Origin of the sequence: Mesorhizobium sp. WSM4906 (assembly GCF_029674625.1) — a bacterium.
GTDB lineage: Bacteria > Pseudomonadota > Alphaproteobacteria > Rhizobiales > Rhizobiaceae > Mesorhizobium.
On record NZ_CP121355.1, the window covers coordinates 618,160 to 639,554 of the forward strand.

The following is a 21,395-nucleotide window of genomic DNA, read 5'->3' on the forward strand; positions in this document are numbered from 1 at the left end:
GTCAGATCTCCATGCCCAGCATGTTGGCCACCGTATGCACGTCCTTGTCGCCGCGGCCGGACAGGTTGACGATGACGATCTGGTCCTTGTCCATTTCCGGCACGATCTTCATGGCGTGGGCGATGGCGTGCGCCGATTCCAGGGCCGGGATGATGCCTTCGACGCGGGTCGTGAGCTGGAAGGCTTCCAGCGCCTCGTCATCGAGGATCGGCACATATTGGACGCGGCCCGAATCGCGCAGCCAGGAATGCTCGGGCCCGACGCCCGGATAATCGAGGCCGGCCGAGATCGAATGGCCGTCGAGGATCTGGCCGTCCGCATTCTGCAAGAGATAAGTGCGGTTGCCGTGCAGCACGCCCGGCGAGCCGGCGCTCATCGAGGCGCAGTGCTCGACGCCGTTCAGGCCACGCCCGCCGGCCTCGACGCCGATGATGCGAACCTCCTTGTCATCGAGGAAGGGATGGAAGAGGCCGATGGCGTTGGAGCCGCCGCCGACCGCGGCGATGATGACATCCGGCAGCCGGCCTTCCTGCTCCAGCACCTGGGCACGCGCTTCCGTGCCGATAACCGACTGGAAGTCGCGCACCAGCTCCGGATAGGGATGCGGGCCGGCGGCGGTGCCGATCAGGTAATAGGTGTCCTCGACATTGGTGACCCAATCACGAAGGGCTTCGTTCATGGCGTCCTTCAGCGTGCCGTGGCCGGCGGTGACCGGCCGCACCTCGGCGCCGAGCAGCTTCATGCGGAAGACGTTGGGGCTCTGGCGGGCGACGTCGGTGGCGCCCATGTAGACGACGCAAGGGTAGCCGAAGCGCGCCGCGACGGTTGCCGAGGCGACGCCGTGCTGGCCGGCACCGGTCTCGGCGATGATGCGCCGCTTGCCCATGCGCTTGGCGAGCAGGATCTGGCCGAGGCAATTGTTGATCTTGTGCGAGCCGGTATGGTTCAGGTCCTCGCGCTTGAAATAGACCTTGGCGCCGCCCCCGAGGCCCCTCGCCGAGGAAACCTCACGAAGATGCTTGGTCAGGCCTTCGGCGAAGTAGAGCTTCGACGGCCGCCCGGCATAGTGGGTCGACAGGTTCTGCAGCTCGGCCTTGAACTCCGGATCGTTCTTGGCCTTATTCCACTGCTCTTCGAGATCGAGGATCAGCGGCATCAGCGTCTCGGCGACGAAGCGCCCGCCAAAAATGCCGAACATGCCCTGCTCGTCGGGCCCGGTGCGGAAGGAATTGGGCATAGCCGGCTTGTTCATCGCCGATCTCCTGGCATCTTATGTTTGAGCATGTCCTTATCGGAAAACCGGATTCCACTTTTCCGGGACATGCTCGGTTAGGTTCCTCAGGCGGCGCGGTCGTCGCGCGCGGCCCTGACGGCCCGGAAAAACTGCTCGATCAGCGCCGGATCCTTGACGCCGGGAGCGCTTTCCACGCCCGACGAGATGTCTATTGCGGGCGGATTGGCCAGTCTCAGGGCATCGCCGACATTGGCGGCGTTGAGCCCCCCGGAAAGCATGTAATCGAGCCCGGCGTCAAGGCCGGCAAGGAGGCGCCAGTCGAAAGCGACGCCGTTGCCGCCCGGCAATTGCGATCCCATGGGCGGCTTGGCGTCGAACATGAACTGGTCGGCAATGCCGATGTAGGGCTTTATCCGGTCGAGGTCCGCCGCTTCGCTGACCGACAGCACCTTCATCACCGGCAGGCCGTAGCGAGCCTTGAGCTCCGCCACCCGCGCCCGCGTTTCGGACCCATGCAGCTGCAGCATATCCGGCTGCATCCTGGAGACGATCTCGTCCAGGAATTCATCATCGGCGTCGACGGTGACGGCGACCGCCTTGGCCTTGCCGCGCGCGGCTTCGCGCAGGCGCCCTGCCTCTGCCGGTTCTACGTAACGCGGGCTTTTGGCAAAGAAGATGAAGCCGACATGGCTGGCGCCGCCGGCGAGCGCGGCAGCCATCGCGGCGTCGGTCTTCAATCCGCAGATCTTGATGTCGAGCGTCATGGCGCGGAATTGGCACGAAAAGCCGCAAGAGTCGAGAAAAAGCATGCTGTTGCCGGATGGTCAGAAAGCGCTAACTTGAATTCAAGGCAATGCAGGCGGGAGCAAACCAATGGCCGACCGGACCGTCGCCGAACTCAGGCAAAAGATCGCGCAGGCGCGCGAGGTGATCGCGCATCTGATGGAGAAGTCCGACTTCAACGGCGCCGAAGCGCACCGGGCGCTGGAATATTTCGGCAGCGACGCCTTCGACCGGAATTTCTTGCCCTGGCCGCATCAGGGGGATGAGGGGCTGAAGCCGGAGGAGTTGAACGCCGCGAATGACGATTGAGCGGGTTTGCGGCGAGGCAACCGCGCCTTCGTCCCAGGGCGGAGCGACGCGAAAGCGGAGCGCAGACCCTGGGATCCATTCCGTTACGTCGGCCGAAGAGTGCCGCGATCGAAAAGGCCGTTCTGGGACGCCTCTCGTCAAGGCAAAACAACTTCTGAACCGCCGCAGCGCTCACGCATCGCGGCATGGATCCTAGGGTCTACGCGCGTCGCTTCGCTCCTTGCTTCGCCCTAGGATTGTTTGAGAAGGATCGGGTAGTTTGGCGGCCGGGACTGCGGCCCATCACAGCCAGCAGTCCCGGCGGCAGGCGACCGTCCCTGGGACCGGGTAGCACCCGACGTCATCAAGGTCCCTGCCGTCTTTGTCCGCCATCGCTTGGAGAGTTGATTGGCCGCTGGCTCACGCCACGCCCGCAAACAATCCGAAGCCCTTTAAGGATACCACCAGCATGGCCTTCCTGCATCAACAACCGCAATTGTGCCTCGGCTTCGACATCGCCAAGGACACCATCACCGTCTGTGACGGCGCCACCACCCGCACTATCGCCAATCAGCGGCGCACGATCCGTGCCTTGCTCAAGAGCTACAAACACATCGACCTTGTCGTGTGCGAGCCGACCGGCGGCCATGAAAGCCTGCTGCTCGAGGAGTGCCTGCGCTCGGGCATCGCCTGCCATCGTGCCGACACGCTCAAGGTCAAGAGCTTCATCCGCTCCTACGGCACGCACGGCAAGAGCGACGCCATCGATGCCGGCATGCTTTGGGCCTATGGCCGTGAGCGCTGGGATAAGCTGTGCCTGTGGCAGGCTCCAGACGCTGAGGAGATCCGCCTGCGCGCCTTGGTCCGCCGCCGCCAGGAGCTCATAGCCCTCAGGGGCGCCGAGAAGAACCGCCTCAAGGCTCCCGGCGGCCGCGAGCTCGCCGCCTCCTTCAAGGCGCTGATCAAAGCCATCGACAATCAGATCAAGGCCATCGAGGCCGACATCCGCGAGCTCGTCGCCAACAGCACCACCCTCAAGCACCGGGCAGCCATCTGCACGGCCATGGACAGTCTCGGCCCGATCGTGGCGGCCAAGCTCTTGGCCACCTTGCCCGAACTGGGGTCCATGACACGCCGCAAGGCTGCAGCCCTTGCAGGGCTCGCGCCTCATCCAAACGACAGTGGCCAAAAACACGGCTACCGCAAAATCCGTGGCGGACGACCAGAGGTCAGGAGCATGCTCTACATGCCCGCCTTGCACGCCGCTGCCGGAAGGGGCGAGTTCGCACCATTCTACAAACGCCTTCGCGCCAACGGCAAGAAGCCAATGGTGGCCATCGCCGCCGTCATGCGAAAGATCATCGTCACCCTAAACGCTAGGCTTAGAGACGCCTCGATCCTTCAGAGTTGATGACGACGCTGAGGGCTCGGCCAAATCTCCAACGTCCCGCAGCCAGCGGTGGACGACAATGGCGCCTCGCAGACGACTTACTCGAACACGATCGCCTGCAGCGCGCCGCCGTTGCGCTTCAGCCAGTCCTTGCAGCGGTCGGTGTCGGGGCAGAGCTTTTCGCACAATTTCCAGAATTTCGGGCCGTGGTTCATCTCTTTCAGATGCGCCACCTCATGCGCCACCAGGTAATTGATGACCGGCGGCGGCGCCATCATGATGCGCCACGAGAAGGAGAGATTGCCCTCCGAGGTGCATGACCCCCAGCGGCTGGAGGTATCCTTGTAACGGATCGCCTTGGCGCGCTTGCCGATCGCTTCGGTGTGTTTGACCACCAATTTCTCGATCTCGCGCTTGGCCTCGCGTTTCAGATAATCGGCGATACGGCGCGGCAGGTGGATGCGCTCGCCATGCACGATCAGCAGCGGGCCGCGATCGTCGCGAGCGATGGTGACGGTGCCGCGCTTTACCGGCTCATGGACGATGCGGTGCGGCACGCCCCGGATCGGGATCTTGATGCCTGGCCGCACCTGCGGACGCATCGGCACCTTGGCCAGGCGCTGCTCCAGCCAGTCCTGATGACGGTCGAGGAATTTCTCGACCTCGCCGCGCCGCAGGCCGGGCGGCACGGTGATGCGCAGGCCCTGGCCGCCGGAATCGATGCGCAGCGTCAGCCGCCGGGCCCTGGCGCTCTCGACGATCTTGAGCGGCAGCGTGCGGCCGGCGACGCAATGCTCGCGCTCTACGACGGGCGCGGGCTTGGGCTTGGTCAGATTGCGAAAGAAGCCGAGGGACATGGCTGGACGATACGCGATTCGAGGAAAACGGCCAGTGGAGTGAAGCTACATGGAGAACAAAAAAGAAACGGCGCCGCTCGCGCGACGCCGTATTATCACGCCGAAACCTGTCGCGCGGCCTCAGTCGTCGAGCAGATTCGTGCCTTCGCCGCGCTTCGGCCCTGTCGCTCCGGTCGAGCCGCCAGTGGCGGTCGGCGCGGTCGGCTTGTTGCGCTGAGCCATGAAGCGGTCGAACTCTTCCTGGTCCTTGGCGCGGCGCAGCTCGCGGGCATACTCGTCGAACTCGGTCAGCATTTCGTCGAGCTTGCGGCGCTCCTCGGCGAGGCGCTCGAGCTCCTTCTCGCGCCAGTCGTCGAAGGCGACGTTGCCGGTGCGGGACGAGCCGTGGCCCCAGCGGGCGGCCTTGTCGGAGCCGCGGCGGCAGCCGGCGAAGATACCGTCGGTGGCGCGGTTGACGTCACGCTTGAAGCCATCGAGCCGGTCGCCCCAGATGATGTAGGCAAGCATGGCGAAGCCGAGCGGCCAGAACATCATGAAGCCGATCACCATCAGCGCGATGGTCGCCGGCGTCCAGGCCGGACGGATCAATGCGGTTGTGTTCATTCTCCCAATCCTTCCGTTGGAGACAGCCAAACCGGCTGCGTGGAATCGAAATGGGAAGGCGAAATCGGCGATTCAAGGCAAGTCCGTCCAAAACCGGCGAAGCGGTTGAAATGATTATCGCTTTTTGAGTTTTTCGAGGAAAAGCACCACCATTCCGGCAACCAGGCCCCAAAACGCCGCGCCGACACCGAACAGCGTCAACCCCGAGGCGGTCACCGCGAAGGTGACGGTGGCCGGCATGCGCTCGCCCGTGTCATGGAGAGCGATCGACAGCGCGTTGGCCAAAGGCGCCATCAGCGCCAGACCGGCGACCAGCACGATCAGGCTCTGCGGCAGGACGGCGAAGATCGCTACCAGCGAAGCGCCGAAGATGGCGAAGACCAGATAGGCGAGCGCGTAGAACGGCCCGGTCTTCCAACGCTCGGCAGGGTCCGGATGGACGTCCGGGCCGGTGCAGATCGCGGCCGAGATGGCCGCCAGATTGGTGGTCGAGGCGCCGAACGGCGCCGAGAGCAGCGAAAACAGGCCGGTGACGCCGATCAGCGGGCCGGGCTCCGGGTGGTAGCCGGCGGCTTTCAGGACGGCGAGGCCGGACAGGTTTTGCGAGGCCATGGTGACGAGGTAGAGCGGCAAGGCCAGCCCAACGATCGCCGAGGCGGTGAACTGCGGCGCAACCAGTGTCAGCGTCGACAGTTCGGGCGCCGGCAGGCCGCCGACGCGGCCGGTGAGGAAGGCGGCGAGGCCGCCGCCGATCAGCACCACCAGCACAGACAATGCCGGATTGAACAGCCGGATGACGAAGAAGGCGGCGATCAGCGGCAAGATCAGCCACGGATCGGCGGGGATGGCCTTCACCGCATTGACGGCGAAGCCGACCAGGATGCCGGCGAGCATGCCGGAAGCCACCGAGGCCGGAATCATCGCGATCAGCCGGGTCAGCGGCTTGAACAGGCCGGTGGCAATCAGAAGGATGCCGGTGACGATGAAGGCACCGACGGCTTCCGGCATGGTGAAGCCGCTGGAGGCGGCAATCAGCGCCAGTCCCGGCGTCGACCAGGCGGTGATGACCGGCATCTTGGTGCGCCAGGACAGCCACAGGCATTCGATCGCCATGGCCAGGCAGATCGCCGTCACGCCGCTCGCGGTCTCGATCTGCGTGGTGCCGACCGCCTTGGCCGCGGCGATGACGATGGCTAAAGTGCCGCCAAAGCCGACGATCGCCGCGACGAAGGCGGATATGGGGATGGAAATGCGCATGGTTCAAGCGACCCGCTTGACCATGTCGCCGACGGCGCGGAGCAGCATGTCGAGATCCTCGGGGCGGGATAGACGATGATCGCCGTCGGGAATCAGCGACAGCGTGACGTCGTCGGCCGGCAAAAGCGCGGCGAGCTTCAGCGCATGGCCGGACGGCACGTCGGGATCGGCCAGGCCCTGCAGGATGTGTACCGGGCAGTGGGTGTCGATCGGCCCGGCCATCACCCGGTTCGCCCGGCCGTCCTCGATCAGCGCGCGCGTGTAGATATAGGGCTCGTCCGAATAGTCGGACGGTTCGGCGAAAAATCCCTTTTTCGAAAGATCGCGCTTCTGCGCCTTGGTCAGCACCGGTTCGATCAGCTCGATCGTGAAGTCCGGCGCCGGCGCAAGCAGCACGAGGCCGGCCACGCGATCCTCGCCCGCCTTGCGCAGTTCCTGAACCATGCGCAACGCTATCCACGCCCCCATCGAGGAGCCGACCAGGATCTGCTTGCCCTTGCTGAAGCGGCGGAAGACGGAAAGGCTCTCGGCCAGCCATTTCGAGATCGTGCCGTCGGCGAAATCGCCGCCGGATTCGCCGTGGCCGGAATAGTCGTGGCGCAGATAGGCGCGGCCTTCGCGGGCCGTCCAGGCCGACAGCGCTTCGGCCTTGGTGCCCAGCATGTCGGACTTGTAGCCGCCCAGCCAGACGATGCCCGGCGCCGAGCCCGGCACCTGCCTGACGGCGATCTCTGCCCCGTCCACGTCGATGAAAACTGGTGCGCTGGCGTTCATGACATTATCCTTCCCGGGCGGTCTTTTGGCACAACCGGCGGTTCATGGAAAAGTGCTCGTGACGTTTCTTTGCTTGGTGCAGACGATGGCGGCTTCCCGGGGCAAGCTTTGAGGTGATTTCCTGGTGAGGCTGTGCTATTGACTCCGGCCGCGCGCTCACCACATAGGCGCGTCCAAGGACTTGAATCTAAACAACCCCCGAACGAAACGGCCGAGGAGACCACGACCATTCGCAGACCTTTCAAAGCAGCGGCCCCCACCAAGGACGGTCCGCGCTCCAACCGAGACATCCGGGTTCCCCGGGTCCAGCTCATCGACGCCGAAGGCCAGAACCGTGGCGAAGTTTCCATCAACGACGCATTGCTGCTCGCCGAAGAGGCTGGGCTCGATCTCGTCGAGATATCGCCCAACGCGCAGCCGCCCGTCGTAAAAATCCTCGATCTCGGCAAGCTGAAATACGCCAACCAGAAGAAGGCGGCCGAAGCGCGCAAGAACCAGAAGGTCATCGAGATCAAAGAGATCAAGATGCGCCCGAACATCGACAGCCATGACTACGAGACCAAGATGAAGGCCGTGCGGCGCTTCTTCGAGGAAGGCGACAAGGTCAAGCTGACGTTGCGCTTCCGCGGCCGCGAGATGGCGCATATGGAGCTCGGCATGCAGCTCCTGAACAAGGTGCGCGAGGAAGTGGCGCCGATCGCCAAGGTCGAGGCCGAGCCGAAGCTCGAAGGCCGCCAGATGATGATGGTGCTGGCGCCCCGCTGACAGGGCGCCTTCCTTTTCGTCCAGGAACCATTCCGGCGCGACCGCTGCAATCCGTCGCGCCGATCACGGTTTCGGGAAAGAGAGTTGACCGCCCGGCGCGGCTTCGTGCCCTAAAATCCGCCCGAATTGCCGCGCACGGCGACCCGACGATCGGCGGGGCGCCTGTTTTCTATCCGATCGCCGGCAAAGAAAGCGACGATCGGATTGGCCATGGTCGATGAAACGAAGGTCCCGCCCGACAACCAGATAGAGGGGTTGGGCGGCTATCAATATATGCGCCGCGTCGTGCTGGCCGTGCTCATCGTGGTGCTGTTTGCGGCACTCTTGTTCGGCCAGTCGACGTTCCCTCCCGACACGCCGATGCACGAGTCGATCGAGATGTTCGGCGTGCTGCTGATCTTCCTCGGCGTCGTCGGGCGCTTGTGGTCCACGCTCTATATCGGCGGCCGCAAATCCTCCGAGGTGGTCACCGGCGGGCCCTATTCGATCACCCGCAACCCGCTTTACTTGTTTTCGACCGTGGCGGCCGCCGGCGTGGGCGCGCAGATCGGCTCGTTCTCCGGCATCATCCTCTTCGCGCTCCTGTGCGCCGGCGCCTTCCACATCGTCATCCTGCGCGAGGAGCGCTATCTCAAGGAAGTGCTCGGCGCCCCCTACAAAGCCTATCTGGCGAAGGTGCCGCGCTTCTTTCCCAACCTTTCGCTCTACCAGGAGGGCGATACCGGCAGCTTCAAGCCGCGCCTGCTGTTGAACACGCTGCTCGACGGATTGGTGTTCCTGGTGGCGCTGCCGGCCTTCGAACTGATCGACGGCGCGCAGCAATCAGGTGTGCTGCCGGTGTGGTTCACGCTGCCTTAAGGTGGCTCGCGTCGCGCGCCTTCGGCTAGCGGGATCGCGACAGAGCCCGAATTTGAGAACTCATTTTCGAGGTCGGCGCTACCCCTCATTGCCCTGCCGGGCATTTCTCCCCGTATAGTGACGGGGAGAAAGGGCTGGCCGCAACGACGACGACCTTCTTGCAACGCTTGCGATTGGCGAAGCCGGCGACGACAGCGCCCCTCTCCCCGTCACTATACGGGGAGAGGATGCCGGCAGGCAGGTGAGGGGCGGCGCCGACGCCGGGAGAATTCACCTGAAGCGTTTGCCGCAAGGGCGTCGCCTCTGCTGTGTCGCTTCAGCTGTTGCGCGCGCGCCGTCTTTGATCTATAGCACCGCCGTTCAAGAAAACCGCCCGGCAGGGCATGCCGTGGCGGTTTCATTTGCTTTTCGGGCTTTGGTCGGCCCGAAGCGAACGAGAAGCGCGATGGTGCGCCACCAATACGGAGTAGCAAAATGCCCAAGATGAAGACCAAATCGGCCGCCAAGAAGCGGTTCAAGATTACTGCCACCGGCAAGGTGCTGTCGGCCGCCGCCGGCAAGCGCCACGGCATGATCAAGCGTTCCAACAAGTTCATTCGCGATGCCCGCGGCACGATGGTTCTGGCTGAACCGGACGGCAAGAAGGTCATCAAGAATTTTCTCCCGAACGGGCTCTAATCCCTCGGCCTGGAACAGCTTTTTGTTTTTACGCAATTCAGAACGGAAAACCGCCAGACACTTTTCCTGGAATTGCTTTTAAGGAGATCATGACATGGCACGCGTAAAGAGAGGCGTCACCGCCCACGCCAAGCACAAGAAGGTCCTGAAAGCCGCCAAGGGCTTCTACGGCCGCCGCAAGAACACCATCCGCATCGCCAAGCAGGCGGTGGAGAAGTCGCTGCAGTATGCCTATCGCGACCGCAAGAACCGCAAGCGCTCGTTCCGCGCGCTGTGGATCCAGCGCATCAACGCGGCGGTGCACGAGCATGGCCTGACCTATGGCCGCTTCATCGACGGCCTCAACAAGGCCGGCATCGAGATCGACCGCAAGATCCTTTCGGACATGGCCATCCACGAGCCGCAGGCTTTCGCAGCCCTGGTCGCCAAGGCCAAGGTCGCGCTCGAATATCTGAAGAACACCACGCCGAATGCTTTTGAGAGCGCTGTCGCCTAAGCCAGCGCTTCCCAAGCATACGCAAATCTGATTTTGGGGAACCCGCGCTGGCACGGCTGGCGCGGGTTTTTCTTATGCCTGATGCAACCAAATTTGTTCCTGATGTAACCAAGATGGCACCGCGTAGCGCGATGCCGGTTACCCATCGAGAGAGTTTCGCCGTGAACGCCACCGCTGGAAATCTTGAAACCCTTGAAGCTTCCCTGCTTGCCGACATCGCGGCCGCGGCCGACGAGCAGGCGATCGAGGCGGTGCGCGTCTCGGCGCTGGGCAAGAAAGGCTCGGTCTCCGAAATGCTGAAGACGCTCGGCGCCATGAGTGCCGAGGAACGGCAGGTGAAAGGCCCGGCGATCAACGGGCTGAAGAACCGCGTCACCGAGGCGCTGACGGCGCGCAAAGCCGAGCTGAAGGACGTGGCGATCGCCGCACGGCTCGCCGCCGAGACGGTCGACGTGACGCTGCCTGTGCGGCAATCGCCGGCCGAGCGCGGCCGCATCCATCCGATCAGCCAGGTGATCGACGAGATCGCGGCGATCTTCGGCGACCTCGGCTTCTCGATCGCCGAAGGTCCGGACATCGAGACCGACTATTACAACTTCACCGCGCTCAACTTCCCGCACGGCCATCCGGCGCGCGAGATGCACGACACCTTCTTCTTCCAGCCGGACGAGAAGGGCGAGCGCAAGCTGTTGCGCACGCACACCTCGCCGGTGCAGATCCGCACCATGGAGGGGCAGAAGCCGCCGATCCGCATCGTCATCCCCGGCAAGACCTACCGGCAGGATTCGGACGCCACGCACTCGCCGATGTTCCATCAGGTCGAGGGGCTGGTGATCGACAGATCAGCCAACATCGCCAACATGAAGTGGGTGCTGGAGGAGTTCTGCAAGGCCTTCTTCGAGGTGCCGAGCGTCAAGATGCGCTTCCGGCCGTCCTTCTTTCCGTTCACGGAACCCAGCCTCGAGGTCGACATCCAGTGCGACCGCTCGCGTCCGGGCGAAGTGCGCTTCGGCGAAGGTTCCGACTGGATGGAGATCCTGGGCTGCGGCATGGTGCATCCCAACGTGCTGCGCTACGGCGGGCTCGATCCGGACGAATACCAGGGCTTCGCCTGGGGCATGGGCATCGACCGCATCGCCATGCTGAAATACGGCATGCCGGACCTGCGCGCCTTCTTCGACGCCGACGTGCGCTGGCTCACGCATTACGGCTTCCGTCCGCTCGACCTGCCGACGCTGTTCGGGGGGCTCTCGACATGACCGCCCCGCACACCGGCGGCTGCCGCTGCGGCGCGGTGCGGTTCGAGGCGTCAGCCGAGCCGCACCACATCAGCTATTGCCATTGCGGCGATTGCCGGCGTGCCAGCGGCGCGCCGGTGTCGGCCTTCGTCGGCTTCATGGCCGACCAGGTCGCGCTCGATGGCAAGTCGCTGAAGGCCTACCGGAACGGCCCGGTCGAGCGCTCCTTCTGCGGCATCTGCGGCTCGCCCATCGCCTATAGCGACGAGCGTCTCAACGGCCACATCTACTTCATGCTCGGCGCCATGGACATGCCGGCCTATTTCAAGCCGACCCTGCATGCCTATGTGCGCGAGCAACTGCCCTTCCTGCATATGCCTGACGACCTGCCGCGGCATCTCAAGACCAGCGTGCCCAGGCCATCATCGTCTAACCCAGACGGAACACAGTCATGAAATTCACCCTCTCCTGGCTCAAGGACCATCTCGAGACCGACGCTTCGCTTGCCGAGATCGTCGAAAGGCTGACAGCGATCGGCCTCGAAGTCGAACATGTCGACGACAAGGCGAGCCTGAAGCCCTTCGTCATCGCCAAGGTGCTGACGGCAGTCCAACACCCGGACGCCGATCGCCTGCGCGTGCTCACCGTCGACACCGGCGACGGCAAGCCGCCGGTGCAGGTGGTGTGCGGGGCGCCGAACGCGCGGGCCGGCCTGATCGGCGCTTTCGCCGCGCCCGGCACTTATATCCCTGGCATCGACGTGACGCTCTCGGTCGGCAAGATCCGCGGCGTCGAGAGCCACGGCATGATGTGCTCGGAGCGCGAGCTGCAGCTGTCCGACGAGCACACCGGCATCATCGATTTGCCCGAGGACGCTCCAATCGGCACCAGCTTCGCGGCTTACGCGCATCTCGACGACCCGGTGATCGAGATCAATCTGACGCCGAACCGGCCGGATGCGACCAGCGTCTACGGTATCGCGCGCGACCTCGCGGCGAGCGGGCTCGGCCGCCTCACCGGCGGCGCGATCATGCCGCATGCCGGCAACGGCATGTGCCCGGTCAAGGTCAAGATCGAGGCGCCGGAACTCTGCCCCGGCTTCGCGCTGACGCTGGTGAAGGGCGTGAAGAACGGCCCGTCGCCGAAATGGCTGCAACAGCGGCTGATCGCGATCGGGCTGCGCCCGATCAGCGCGCTGGTCGACATCACCAACTACGTCACCTTCGACCGCGGCCGGCCGCTGCATGTCTTCGACGCCAACAAGGTCGCCGGCAACCTCGTCGTGCGCCGCGCCAGGGACGGCGAGAAGGTGCTGGCGCTCGACGGGCGCGAATACGCGCTGACGCCGGAAATGTGCGTGATAGCCGACGACAACGGCGTCGAATCGATCGCCGGCATCATGGGCGGCGAGCATTCGGGCTGCGACGAGAACACCACCGACGTGCTGATCGAATCGGCGCTCTGGGACCCGATCACGACGGCCCGCACCGGCCGCACGCTCGGCATCATCAGCGATGCCCGCTACCGCTTCGAGCGCGGCGTCGATCCCGAATTCATGGTGCCGGGCGTCGAGCTCGCGACCAAGCTGGTGATCGATTTCTGCGGCGGCACGCCGACGGAAATCGAAGTGGCTGGCTATGCCGGCCACAAGCCGAAGATCATCTTCTTCCCGCTCTCGGAGGTGAAGCGGCTGACCGGCATCGAGGTGCCAAGGGAAGAAGCGCTCGCTATCCTGACCCGCCTCGGCTTCGAGCCGCGCAGCTCGGGCGACGCCGCCGAGGTGAAGGTGCCGTCCTGGCGGCCGGATGTCGACGGCAAGGCCGACCTCGTCGAGGAAGTGATGCGCATCCACGGCGTCGACAACATCTTGGCCCAGCCGCTGACCTCGCACGACGCGGTCAGCGGCAAGATCCTGACCACGCTGCAAGTGCGCACCCGCGCGGCGAAGCGCGCGCTTGCGGTGCGCGGCATGATGGAGGCGGTCACCTGGTCGTTCATCCCGGCGAAGCACGCCGAACTGTTCGGCGGCGGCCAGAATGCGTTGAAGCTCGCCAACCCGATCGCCGCCGACATGTCCGACATGCGGCCCTCGCTGCTGCCGGGGCTGATCAGCGCCGCGCAGCGCAACGCCGATCGCGGCATCGGCGACGTGGCGCTGTTCGAGGTCTCCGGCACCTATGAAGGCGACATGGCCGACCAGCAGCGGCGCGTTGCCGCCGGTGTCAGGCGCGGCACGGCCAAGCTCGACGGCTCCGGCCGCAGCTGGGCCGGCAATGCCGGACCGGTCGGCGTGTTCGACGCCAAGGCGGACGCGATCGCGGCGCTCGAAGCCTGCGGCGCGCCGGTCGACCGGCTGCAGATCGAGCCCGGCGGCCCGGCCTGGTATCATCCCGGACGCTCCGGCACGATCAAGCTCGGGCCGAAGACCGTGCTCGGCACCTTCGGCGAATTCCATCCGAAGACGCTCGAAGTGCTCGACGTTGCCGGACCGCTGTGCGGCTTCGAGGTCTATGTCGATGCCGTGCCGGAACCGAAGGCCAAGCCGACGCGTACCAAGCCGAAGCTCGAGCTTTCTCCGTTCCAGGCGGTGAAGCGCGACTTCGCCTTCGTCGTCGACAGGTCGGTCGAAGCCGGCACGCTGGTGCGGGCGGCTTTAGCCGCCGACAAGAAGCTGGTCACCGGCGTTTCGGTGTTCGACGTCTTCGAAGGCGCTGCGCTGGGCGCGGCCAAGAAGTCGATCGCCATCGAAGTCTCGATCCAGCCGGTCGAAAAGACGCTGACCGACGAGGATTTCGAGGCGCTCGCAAAACGCATCGTCGAGAACGTCAACAAGCAGACGGGCGGAGTCCTGCGTACGTAGAGCATTGCGGAGCGATGGCGAATCGCCCTCCAAAGGGCGATGAACCATCTCCGCTATTCCGGCCTTGCCTTCGAAGAGCAGCGCGCGACCTTCCTCGCCATCGTCGCGGCCGACCCGCTGCTCAATGAAACGCTGGCGCGCGTGCGCGCGATGGCGCTGCCGGATTGGCTGGTGGTCTCGGGCGCGCTCTACAACAGCGTCTGGAACCACCTGACCGGCAAACCGCCGGGCTACGGCATCAAGGATGTCGACCTGTTCTATTTCGACGACGCCGACCTCTCCTACGAGGCCGAGGATGCGGTGATCCGCCGAGCGGCGCAGCATTTCGAGGGGCTGGCGCTGCCGGTCGAGGTGCGCAACCAGGCGCGCGTGCATCTGTGGTATCCGGTGAAGTTCGGGCAGGAATGCCCGCGCTACACGAGCGCGAGTGAACCCATCAGCTTTTTTGCCTCGAAGACGCATGCGGTCGGGGTGCGCTTCGGCAGCGACGGAGAGCTGGAGCTCGTTGCGCCGTTCGGGCTCGACGACATTTTCTCGTTCCGCATCGTGCCGAACAGGGTGCTGGACAATCGGCGGACCCATGAGGCGAAGGGGAGAAGGGCGCAGGAATACTGGCCGGAGATTGAGGTGGTGCCTTGGTAGGGATGTCGGCGCGAGGCACCCCCCTCTGCCCTGCCGGGCATCTCCCCCTCAAGGGGGGAGATCAGCAGCTTCGGCGCCGTGCCTCTTCCTTTAACCTCGGTGATTGGCGAAAGCGGCGGCGACAGCCAATCTCCCCCCTTGAGGGGGAGATGTCCGGCAGGACAGAGAGGGGTGCCTCGCGCCTACCTCTCGAAAGAAGGGACGCCTAGGCGCCCCTTCCTCTATCACAGCTCACCCATTCACCAGCGCCAGCAATTCCTCGGTATAGCGCTTGCCGACCACCTTGTCGGGCGACAGCGCGTCGCCGATCGCCGCAGCCTCGACGGCGCTCAGCTCGATCCCGGCCGCCGCCGTGTTCTGCTCCAGGTGGCGGATCTTTCGCGCGCCGGGGATCGGCACGATGAAATCGCCCTGGTGCAGCACCCAGGCGAGCGCCAGCTGCGCCGGCGTCACGCCCTTCTCGGCCGCCATCTTCTCCAGCACCGCGATGACGGCGTTGTTGGCTTCCATAGCTTCGGCCTGGAAGCGCGGCAGGCCGAGCCGCCAGTCGCCGGCGCCGAGCGCATCCGGCTTGGCGATGGTGCCGGTGAGCAGGCCGCGGCCGAGCGGGCTGTAGGGGACGAAGCCGATGCCAAGCTCGCGGCAGACAGCGAAGACCTCGTCCTCCGGGTCGCGGCTCCACAGCGAATATTCGCTCTGCACGGCGGCGATGGGATGCACGGCATGCGCACGACGCAGCGTCGCTCCGCTCACTTCCGACAGGCCCAGCGCCCGCACCTTGCCTTCGCGCACCAACTCGGCCATGGCGCCAACTGTGTCCTCGATCGGGACGTTCGGATCGACGCGATGCTGGTAGTAGAGGTCGATCACGTCGGTATCGAGGCGCTTCAGCGAGGCTTCCGCCACCGCCTTGACGTGCTCGGGGCGGCTGTCGACACCGATCATACGGTCGGTGCCCGAACCGTGCTCGGAAATCTTGAAGCCGAATTTGGTGGCGATGGTGATCTTGTCACGCACCGGCTTCAGCGCCTTGCCGAGCAGGATCTCGTTCTCGAAAGGCCCGTAGACCTCGGCGGTGTCGAAGAAGTTGACGCCGATCTCGACGGCGCGGCGCAGCGTGGCGATCGCCTCGGCCTCGGGCTGGCCGCCGTAGCCGAAGCTCATGCCCATACAGCCGAGGCCGACGGGGAAGACTTCGAGTTCAGTTCCTAGTTTGCGGGTTTGCATGGCGCATCTCCTTGTTGCGATGAGGAAGAGATAGCGCCTCGCAGAGCGTTCGATAATTCTGTCTCTTTTGTACGGCTTGCTCTATAAAATAGATCAATGAACCGCGCCAACCTGTCCCAACTCGCCGTGCTCGCTACTGTCGCACAATGCGCCAGTTTTCGCGGTGCCGCGCGCGAGCTTGGCATTGCGCCGTCGGCGGTCAGCCACGCGGTGTCGAGCCTGGAAGCAAGGCTCGGCGTGCGTCTTCTGGCACGCAGCACGCGCAGCGTAGCGCCGACCGAAGAAGGCGCGCAGTTGCTCGAACGGCTGCGGCCGGCGCTGTCCGAGATCGACCTGGCGCTGGAGACGGCGGTCGAGGCGCGCGACCGGCCTGCCGGCAACCTGCGGCTGACCGTGCCGCGCACCGCCGCGCATCTGGTGCTGACGCCGCGACTCGCCGCCTTTGCCGCCGCCTATCCCGACATCGTGCTGGAGATCGTCATAGAAGACCGTTTCACCGATGTGGTCGAAGGCGGCTTCGACGCCGGTGTGCGGCTCGGCGAGAGCCTGCAGCGCGACATGATCGCGGTGCGCATCGGTCCAGACATTCGCGGCGCGGTGGTCGGCGCGCCGTCCTATTTCGCCGCCATGCCGAAACCGCGCCATCCGCGCGACCTGGCCCACCATCGCTGCCTGCGCTTTCGCTTCTCCAGCGGCATTCTTTACCGCTGGGAATTCGAAAAGGACGGCGAGGAGATCGAAATCGCGGCGCAGGGGCCGCTGATCCTCGACGAGGACCATCTGATCGCGCAAGCGGCGGTCGACGGCGCCGGGCTTGCCTTCGTCTTCGAGCCCTATGTCCGGGCGGCACTTGCCGACGGAAAGCTGATCCGCGTGCTGGAAGACTGGTGTCCGTCCTTCGACGGCTTCTTCGTCTATTATCCCAGCCGCCGCCAGATGCGGCCGGCGCTTCGGGCTTTCGTCGATTTCTTCAGGGTGAGCGGATAGTGGGGCGATCGCGAAACAAAGCGGTCACTTCGGTTTGCATTCAACGTTACCGACGTTGGTGCTGCCCCTCACCTGCCTGCCGGCATCCTCTCCCCGTATAGTGACGGGGAGAGGGGCGCTCTCTTCGATGATTTCGCCAATTTCGAACGTTGCAAGAAAGGCGCCGAGGCTGCGGTCCATCCCTTCTCCCCGTTCTTCACGGGGAGAAGGTGCCGGCAGGCGGATGAGGGGCAGCGCCTACATCGACAATAGCTCCTCTGGGATGCAGGTTGGACGAAAGCGATCATCACTGGCGTTCTTCGACCATGCAGTCCATCATCAACACCACCACCCGCTACGGCTGGGCGATGATCATCCTCCACTGGCTGATCGGCATCATCTTCATCGGCCAGTTCGTGCTCGGCTTCGTGATGATGCGGATCGAAAGCCAGCGCACCTCCTTCGAGCTGATCCAGCTGCACAAATCCTTCGGCTTCCTGCTGCTTGGCTTGATCATCCTGCGCATCGCCTGGCGGCTCGGCAATGCGGTGCCGGCACTCCCGCCTTCGGTCGGAACATTGGAGCGCAAGGCGGCGCCGCTCGCGCATTTCGCGCTCTATGCCTTCCAGGTCGCCCTGCCGCTCTCCGGCTGGGCGCTGATTTCGGTCTCGACGCTGGAAATCCCGACAATGCCGTTCAACCAGTTCGTCATGCCCAACCTGCCGCTCACCGAATCCGACGCCGCCGAAAGCTTCTGGTCGGCGACGCATTGGTATCTCGCCTATGCCGGCATCGCGCTGGTGGCGCTGCATATAGCGGCGGCGCTTCGCCACCATTTCCTGCTGCGCGACAGCGTGCTCACGCGTATGATCACACCTTCGTCAGCCCGGGAATAGAGCGGGCCGCCCGTTCGTTGGTGGCGGGAAGACAGCAATGCGCTGGCTCAGGATAGGATACATCTCCATGCATACGCGCATCCTCGGATTGGCGGCTGTCGCCGCTTGCCTTGCCATGCCCGTCTACGCGGCAGTGGCGCTCAGCGAGGCCGCCGGCAGCTACACGATCAGCCCGTCGGCCTCCTCGATCCGCTTCACCATCGGCAAGGCCGGCGGCGGCGGCTTCGACGGCGCTTTCGGCCGCTTCAAGGGCACGATCCGCATCGACAACAGCGATGTCAGCCGCTCGAAGGTCGACCTCACCATCTATCCCGAAAGCGTCGGCACCGGCCAGGGCCGCATCGACGCCTTCCTGCGCTCCGACGCGGTCTTCGACGCGGCCAACAGCCCGGAGATCCAGTTCCGCTCCACAAACGTGACACGTACCGGCGACACGACGGCCCTGGTCACCGGCCGTCTGACAGCCCGCGGCAAGACGTTTTCGGAAAAGTTCACCGCCGAGCTGGGTGGATTGAAGTCAGGGACCATCAAGTTCCACGTTACCGGCAAGGTGCTGCGCTCACGCTACGGCATGGATGTCGGCACGCCGCTCTATTCCAACGTCGTCGACTTCGACATGACGCTGACCGGCAGAAGGGGCTAGTTCTAAGCCTCGCCTCCTCGGGTTCGTCATCCTAGGGCGAAGCAAGGAGCGAAGCGACGCGGATCCATTCCGTGACGCTAAGGTGGGTCAAGCCCGAGGATTGACGAAGGCGCTTTGTGACCCGGCTCACGCATTGGCTTTTCTCCAGAATTGGGGCACACCTCCATCGACGTAACCGACATGGAGAAGCGCAATGTTCCGATGGGGTGTTCTGTCGACGGCCAAGATCGGCCGCGAGCAGCTTTTGCCGGCGATCATGGACTCGGAAAACGGCGTGCTCTCGGCGATCGCCAGCCGCGATCTGTCGAAGGCCCGCGCGCTTGCCGACCGCTTCGGCGCTCGCCATGCTTGCGGCTCCTATGAGGAATTGCTCGCTTCCAAGGAGGTCGACGGCGTCTATATCCCACTGCCCACCTCGCAGCATGTCGAGTGGACGGCGAAGGCGATCCAAGCGGGAAAACATGTGCTGGTCGAAAAGCCCCTGGCGCTCGACGCCAAGGACATTCCGCCGCTGATCAAGCTGCGCGATGAGAAGAAGGTGCTGGTCTGCGAGGCCTTCATGGTCACCTACCATCCGCAATGGATCAAGGTGCGCGACCTCATCGCCGGCGGCGCCATCGGCCGGCTGCGCCATGTGCAGGGCGCGTTTTCCTACTACAATGTCGACCCGAAGAACATGCGCAACCAGCTCGATCTCGGCGGCGGCGCACTGCCCGATATCGGCGTCTATCCGACGGTGTCGACGCGGTTTTCGACCGGCAAGGAGCCGATCCGCGTTCAGGCCAATATCGAGCGCGACAAGACTTTCGGCACCGACATCTATTCCTCGATCCGCGCCGATTTCGGCGACTTCGAACTGTCCTTCTACCTCTCGACGCAGATGGCGGCGCGCCAGGTGATGGTGTTCCACGGCGAAAAGGGTTTCATCGAGGTCTTTGCCCCGTTCAATGCCGGGCTCTACGACCACCACCGCATCGAATTGCACAACCAGAACCACACCGAGGCGCAGGTGTTCCGCTTCCCCGGCACGCAGCAATACCGGCTCGAGTGCGAAGCCTTCGTGCGCGCCGCCCAAGGCGGCAAGGACCGCGTCTTCACGCTGGAGGAATCGGTGCTCAACCAGAAGGTCATCGACGCCATCTTCCGCGCCGGCAACAAGGACGGCTGGGAGCCGGTCTGAGAGCTCGCCAAGGGACGGCTGGGGGGAGAAAATATGGCTGACGACGCGGACGTCATCATCGTCGGCGCGGGGCTCGCCGGCCTCGTCGCCGCAGCCGAGCTGGCCGAGGCCGGCAGGAAGATCATAATCGTCGACCAGGAGCCGGAGCAGTCGCTGGGTGGCCAGGCTTTCTGGTCGTTCGGCGGGCTTTTCCTGGTCGATTCGCCCGAGCAGCGGCGCATGCGCATCCGCGATTCCCACGACCTCGCGCTCGAGGACTGGATGGGCACCGCCGCCTTCGACCGGCCGGAGGATTTCTGGCCGCGCAAATGGGCGGAAGCCTATGTCGGCTTCGCCGCCGGAGAAAAACGCTCCTGGCTGATCGAGCGGGGCTTAAAATTCTTCCCCGTGGTCGGCTGGGCCGAGCGCGGCGGCGGCAATGCCGTCGGCCACGGCAATTCGGTGCCGCGCTTCCACGTCACCTGGGGCACCGGACCCGGCGTGATCGAACCTTTCGTCCTGCGCGTGCGCGAAGCGGAAAAGCGCGGGCTGGTCCGGTTCAAGTTCCGCCACCGGGTCAACGAGATCGTCCGCTCCGGCAACACCGTCACCGGCGTGCGCGGCGACGTGCTCGAGCCAAGCAATGTCGACCGCGGCCGCAAGAGCTCGCGCGACGTCGTCGGCGATTTCGAGCTCCACGCACAAGCGGTGATCGTCGCTTCCGGCGGCATCGGCGGCAATCACGAGCTGGTGCGCAGCAACTGGCCGCAGCGCCTGGGCGCGCCGCCGAAGCGCATGATCACCGGCGTGCCGGACCATGTCGACGGCCGCATGCTGGCGATCGCGGAAGCGGCGGGTGGTTCGATCATCAACCGCGACCGCATGTGGCACTATGTCGAAGGCATCAAGAACTGGGCGCCGATCTGGACCGAGCACGCGATCCGCATCCTGCCAGGCCCGTCCTCGCTCTGGCTCGACGCGCGTGGAAAACGGCTGCCGGTACCGCTCTATCCCGGCTTCGATACGCTGGCCACGCTCAGCCACATCATAGGCACCGGCTTCGACTATTCCTGGTTCATCCTGACCAAGAAGATCATCCAGAAGGAGTTCGCGCTGTCGGGCTCCGAGCAGAACCCCGACCTCACGGGAAAAAGCTGGCGCCAAGTGCTGGGCCGCGCCACTAGCGGCATTCCGGGACCGGTGAAAGCCTTCATGGAGAAGGGCGAGGATTTCATCGTCGAGGCCGAGCTGCCTAAACTGGTGGCGCGGATGAACGCGCTTGCCGGCGGCGAACCGCTGCTCGATGTGGCGCAGGTCGAACGCGAGATCCGCGCCCGCGACATGCAGCTCGACAACCCGTTCTCCAAGGATGCGCAAATCACCGCGCTGCGCGGCGCCCGGGCCTATCTCGGCGACAGGCTGATCCGCACCGCCAAGCCGCACAAGATGCTCGATCCGGCGAATGGTCCGCTGATCGCAGTCCGCCTCAACGTGCTCACCCGCAAGACGCTGGGCGGTCTGCAGACCGATCTCGACAGCCGCGTGCTCGATGCCGCCGGACAGCCGGTGCCGGGGCTCTATGCCGTCGGCGAGGTCGCCGGTTTCGGCGGCGGCGGCGTGCATGGCTACGCGGCGCTGGAAGGCACTTTTCTGGGCGGCTGCATCTTTTCCGGCCGCAGCGCCGGAAGGGCCGCGGCGAAGGCGGTCGTGTAAGCGATAATCTCACCCCCTTGAGGGGGAGATGGCCGGCAGGCCAGAGGGGGTCGCCTCACATAGATCGC

The 21,395-nt window shown here is 64.7% G+C and carries 23 protein-coding genes; 15 read left to right on the top strand and 8 right to left on the bottom strand.

The window, feature by feature from the left end; translation table 11 throughout:
• Position 1: 1 nt before the first annotated feature.
• Positions 2 to 1,252 (bottom strand): tryptophan synthase subunit beta, encoded by a 1,251-nt coding sequence (trpB, locus tag QAZ22_RS02835; RefSeq protein WP_278205474.1) that lies wholly within the window; start codon positions 1,250 to 1,252, stop codon positions 2 to 4.
• An 86-nt stretch (positions 1,253 to 1,338) separates the two neighbouring features.
• Positions 1,339 to 1,998, bottom strand: a complete 660-nt coding sequence (locus QAZ22_RS02840) for a phosphoribosylanthranilate isomerase (RefSeq protein WP_278205475.1) — start codon at positions 1,996 to 1,998, stop codon at positions 1,339 to 1,341.
• A gap of 109 nt (positions 1,999 to 2,107) precedes the next feature.
• Here QAZ22_RS02840 and QAZ22_RS02845 point away from each other — a divergent pair, with 109 nt between their 5' ends.
• Positions 2,108 to 2,326, top strand: coding sequence for a hypothetical protein (locus QAZ22_RS02845; RefSeq protein ID WP_278205476.1), 219 nt, complete (start codon positions 2,108 to 2,110; stop codon positions 2,324 to 2,326).
• Between the two features lie 448 nt (positions 2,327 to 2,774).
• A complete protein-coding gene (locus QAZ22_RS02850) occupies positions 2,775 to 3,716 on the top strand; it encodes an IS110 family transposase (protein ID WP_278205477.1) in 942 nt (313 codons plus the stop codon).
• Between the two features lie 77 nt (positions 3,717 to 3,793).
• Here the strand turns inward: QAZ22_RS02850 and QAZ22_RS02855 are convergent, their stop codons facing one another.
• The 4 genes from QAZ22_RS02855 to QAZ22_RS02870 all read right to left on the bottom strand — a co-directional run bounded on the left by QAZ22_RS02855 (position 3,794) and on the right by QAZ22_RS02870 (position 7,186).
• Positions 3,794 to 4,552: a M48 family metallopeptidase gene (locus QAZ22_RS02855; protein ID WP_278205478.1), complete on the bottom strand. Its 759-nt coding sequence runs from the start codon at positions 4,550 to 4,552 to the stop codon at positions 3,794 to 3,796.
• 120 nt (positions 4,553 to 4,672) lie between these two features.
• Positions 4,673 to 5,155: a DUF2852 domain-containing protein gene (locus tag QAZ22_RS02860; RefSeq protein ID WP_278205479.1), complete on the bottom strand. Its 483-nt coding sequence runs from the start codon at positions 5,153 to 5,155 to the stop codon at positions 4,673 to 4,675.
• A 114-nt stretch (positions 5,156 to 5,269) separates the two neighbouring features.
• Positions 5,270 to 6,412 carry a benzoate/H(+) symporter BenE family transporter gene (locus QAZ22_RS02865; RefSeq protein WP_278205480.1) on the bottom strand — a complete coding sequence of 381 codons (1,143 nt, stop codon included), beginning with the start codon at positions 6,410 to 6,412 and terminating at the stop codon, positions 5,270 to 5,272.
• 3 nt (positions 6,413 to 6,415) lie between these two features.
• Entirely contained in the window at positions 6,416 to 7,186 is a 771-nt protein-coding gene (locus QAZ22_RS02870) for an alpha/beta hydrolase (RefSeq protein WP_278205481.1), read from the bottom strand.
• A gap of 228 nt (positions 7,187 to 7,414) precedes the next feature.
• Here QAZ22_RS02870 and infC point away from each other — a divergent pair, with 228 nt between their 5' ends.
• From infC to QAZ22_RS02910, 8 genes are all read left to right on the top strand, one after another.
• On the top strand, positions 7,415 to 7,951 hold the full coding sequence (infC, locus tag QAZ22_RS02875; RefSeq protein WP_126057137.1) for a translation initiation factor IF-3: 537 nt from the start codon (positions 7,415 to 7,417) through the stop codon (positions 7,949 to 7,951).
• Positions 7,952 to 8,161: 210 nt separating this feature from the next.
• Positions 8,162 to 8,809, top strand: a complete 648-nt coding sequence (locus tag QAZ22_RS02880) for an isoprenylcysteine carboxylmethyltransferase family protein (protein WP_278205482.1) — start codon at positions 8,162 to 8,164, stop codon at positions 8,807 to 8,809.
• A gap of 474 nt (positions 8,810 to 9,283) precedes the next feature.
• The gene (rpmI, locus tag QAZ22_RS02885) at positions 9,284 to 9,487 is read left to right on the top strand and encodes a 50S ribosomal protein L35 (protein WP_027166935.1); all 204 of its coding nucleotides are present in this window, start codon (positions 9,284 to 9,286) and stop codon (positions 9,485 to 9,487) included.
• Positions 9,488 to 9,581: 94 nt separating this feature from the next.
• On the top strand, positions 9,582 to 9,983 hold the full coding sequence (gene rplT, locus QAZ22_RS02890; protein ID WP_071100686.1) for a 50S ribosomal protein L20: 402 nt from the start codon (positions 9,582 to 9,584) through the stop codon (positions 9,981 to 9,983).
• A 131-nt stretch (positions 9,984 to 10,114) separates the two neighbouring features.
• Complete coding sequence (gene pheS, locus QAZ22_RS02895; RefSeq protein WP_278207772.1) at positions 10,115 to 11,242, top strand: phenylalanine--tRNA ligase subunit alpha; 1,128 nt, start codon at positions 10,115 to 10,117, stop codon at positions 11,240 to 11,242.
• A complete protein-coding gene (locus QAZ22_RS02900; protein WP_278205483.1) occupies positions 11,239 to 11,676 on the top strand; it encodes a GFA family protein in 438 nt (145 codons plus the stop codon). Before pheS ends, QAZ22_RS02900 begins: the two co-directional genes overlap by 4 nt.
• Positions 11,673 to 14,081 carry a phenylalanine--tRNA ligase subunit beta gene (gene pheT / locus QAZ22_RS02905; RefSeq protein WP_278205484.1) on the top strand — a complete coding sequence of 803 codons (2,409 nt, stop codon included), beginning with the start codon at positions 11,673 to 11,675 and terminating at the stop codon, positions 14,079 to 14,081. The genes QAZ22_RS02900 and pheT overlap by 4 nt, the downstream gene beginning before the upstream one ends.
• Positions 14,082 to 14,120: 39 nt before the next feature.
• The gene (locus QAZ22_RS02910; protein ID WP_278205485.1) at positions 14,121 to 14,723 is read left to right on the top strand and encodes a nucleotidyltransferase family protein; all 603 of its coding nucleotides are present in this window, start codon (positions 14,121 to 14,123) and stop codon (positions 14,721 to 14,723) included.
• A gap of 231 nt (positions 14,724 to 14,954) precedes the next feature.
• On the opposite strand, the gene QAZ22_RS02915 is transcribed toward QAZ22_RS02910, so the two are convergent.
• Positions 14,955 to 15,950 carry an aldo/keto reductase gene (locus QAZ22_RS02915; protein ID WP_278205486.1) on the bottom strand — a complete coding sequence of 332 codons (996 nt, stop codon included), beginning with the start codon at positions 15,948 to 15,950 and terminating at the stop codon, positions 14,955 to 14,957.
• Between the two features lie 96 nt (positions 15,951 to 16,046).
• Between QAZ22_RS02915 and QAZ22_RS02920 the strand changes: the two genes are divergently transcribed.
• Positions 16,047 to 16,937, top strand: a complete 891-nt coding sequence (locus QAZ22_RS02920) for a LysR family transcriptional regulator (protein WP_278205487.1) — start codon at positions 16,047 to 16,049, stop codon at positions 16,935 to 16,937.
• Between the two features lie 24 nt (positions 16,938 to 16,961).
• On the opposite strand, the gene QAZ22_RS02925 is transcribed toward QAZ22_RS02920, so the two are convergent.
• Positions 16,962 to 17,117 (bottom strand): hypothetical protein, encoded by a 156-nt coding sequence (locus QAZ22_RS02925; RefSeq protein ID WP_278205488.1) that lies wholly within the window; start codon positions 17,115 to 17,117, stop codon positions 16,962 to 16,964.
• A 125-nt stretch (positions 17,118 to 17,242) separates the two neighbouring features.
• On the opposite strand from QAZ22_RS02925, the gene QAZ22_RS02930 reads away from it, so the two are divergent.
• The 4 genes from QAZ22_RS02930 to QAZ22_RS02945 all read left to right on the top strand — a co-directional run bounded on the left by QAZ22_RS02930 (position 17,243) and on the right by QAZ22_RS02945 (position 21,327).
• Positions 17,243 to 17,812: a cytochrome b gene (locus QAZ22_RS02930; RefSeq protein WP_278205489.1), complete on the top strand. Its 570-nt coding sequence runs from the start codon at positions 17,243 to 17,245 to the stop codon at positions 17,810 to 17,812.
• 67 nt (positions 17,813 to 17,879) lie between these two features.
• Complete coding sequence (locus tag QAZ22_RS02935; RefSeq protein WP_278205490.1) at positions 17,880 to 18,455, top strand: YceI family protein; 576 nt, start codon at positions 17,880 to 17,882, stop codon at positions 18,453 to 18,455.
• Positions 18,456 to 18,648: 193 nt separating this feature from the next.
• Positions 18,649 to 19,635, top strand: a complete 987-nt coding sequence (locus QAZ22_RS02940; protein WP_278205491.1) for a Gfo/Idh/MocA family oxidoreductase — start codon at positions 18,649 to 18,651, stop codon at positions 19,633 to 19,635.
• A gap of 33 nt (positions 19,636 to 19,668) precedes the next feature.
• Complete coding sequence (locus QAZ22_RS02945; RefSeq protein WP_278205492.1) at positions 19,669 to 21,327, top strand: FAD-binding dehydrogenase; 1,659 nt, start codon at positions 19,669 to 19,671, stop codon at positions 21,325 to 21,327.
• The last annotated feature ends 68 nt before the right edge of the window (positions 21,328 to 21,395 follow it).

Bases quoted from the DNA above. Each gene is read 5' to 3' on its own strand.
- trpB (WP_278205474.1), bottom strand. From the start codon at position 1,252: ATGAACAAGCCGGCTATGCCCAATTCCTTCCGCACCGGGCCCGACGAG.
- QAZ22_RS02840 (WP_278205475.1), bottom strand. From the start codon at position 1,998: ATGACGCTCGACATCAAGATCTGCGGATTGAAGACCGACGCCGCGATG.
- QAZ22_RS02845 (WP_278205476.1), top strand. From the start codon at position 2,108: ATGGCCGACCGGACCGTCGCCGAACTCAGGCAAAAGATCGCGCAGGCG.
- QAZ22_RS02850 (WP_278205477.1), top strand. From the start codon at position 2,775: ATGGCCTTCCTGCATCAACAACCGCAATTGTGCCTCGGCTTCGACATC.
- QAZ22_RS02855 (WP_278205478.1), bottom strand. From the start codon at position 4,552: ATGTCCCTCGGCTTCTTTCGCAATCTGACCAAGCCCAAGCCCGCGCCC.
- QAZ22_RS02860 (WP_278205479.1), bottom strand. From the start codon at position 5,155: ATGAACACAACCGCATTGATCCGTCCGGCCTGGACGCCGGCGACCATC.
- QAZ22_RS02865 (WP_278205480.1), bottom strand. From the start codon at position 6,412: ATGCGCATTTCCATCCCCATATCCGCCTTCGTCGCGGCGATCGTCGGC.
- QAZ22_RS02870 (WP_278205481.1), bottom strand. From the start codon at position 7,186: ATGAACGCCAGCGCACCAGTTTTCATCGACGTGGACGGGGCAGAGATC.
- QAZ22_RS02880 (WP_278205482.1), top strand. From the start codon at position 8,162: ATGGTCGATGAAACGAAGGTCCCGCCCGACAACCAGATAGAGGGGTTG.
- rpmI (WP_027166935.1), top strand. From the start codon at position 9,284: ATGCCCAAGATGAAGACCAAATCGGCCGCCAAGAAGCGGTTCAAGATT.
- rplT (WP_071100686.1), top strand. From the start codon at position 9,582: ATGGCACGCGTAAAGAGAGGCGTCACCGCCCACGCCAAGCACAAGAAG.
- pheS (WP_278207772.1), top strand. From the start codon at position 10,115: ATGCCGGTTACCCATCGAGAGAGTTTCGCCGTGAACGCCACCGCTGGA.
- QAZ22_RS02900 (WP_278205483.1), top strand. From the start codon at position 11,239: ATGACCGCCCCGCACACCGGCGGCTGCCGCTGCGGCGCGGTGCGGTTC.
- pheT (WP_278205484.1), top strand. From the start codon at position 11,673: ATGAAATTCACCCTCTCCTGGCTCAAGGACCATCTCGAGACCGACGCT.
- QAZ22_RS02910 (WP_278205485.1), top strand. From the start codon at position 14,121: ATGAACCATCTCCGCTATTCCGGCCTTGCCTTCGAAGAGCAGCGCGCG.
- QAZ22_RS02915 (WP_278205486.1), bottom strand. From the start codon at position 15,950: ATGCAAACCCGCAAACTAGGAACTGAACTCGAAGTCTTCCCCGTCGGC.
- QAZ22_RS02920 (WP_278205487.1), top strand. From the start codon at position 16,047: ATGAACCGCGCCAACCTGTCCCAACTCGCCGTGCTCGCTACTGTCGCA.
- QAZ22_RS02925 (WP_278205488.1), bottom strand. From the start codon at position 17,117: ATGGACCGCAGCCTCGGCGCCTTTCTTGCAACGTTCGAAATTGGCGAA.
- QAZ22_RS02930 (WP_278205489.1), top strand. From the start codon at position 17,243: ATGCAGTCCATCATCAACACCACCACCCGCTACGGCTGGGCGATGATC.
- QAZ22_RS02935 (WP_278205490.1), top strand. From the start codon at position 17,880: ATGCATACGCGCATCCTCGGATTGGCGGCTGTCGCCGCTTGCCTTGCC.
- QAZ22_RS02940 (WP_278205491.1), top strand. From the start codon at position 18,649: ATGTTCCGATGGGGTGTTCTGTCGACGGCCAAGATCGGCCGCGAGCAG.
- QAZ22_RS02945 (WP_278205492.1), top strand. From the start codon at position 19,669: ATGGCTGACGACGCGGACGTCATCATCGTCGGCGCGGGGCTCGCCGGC.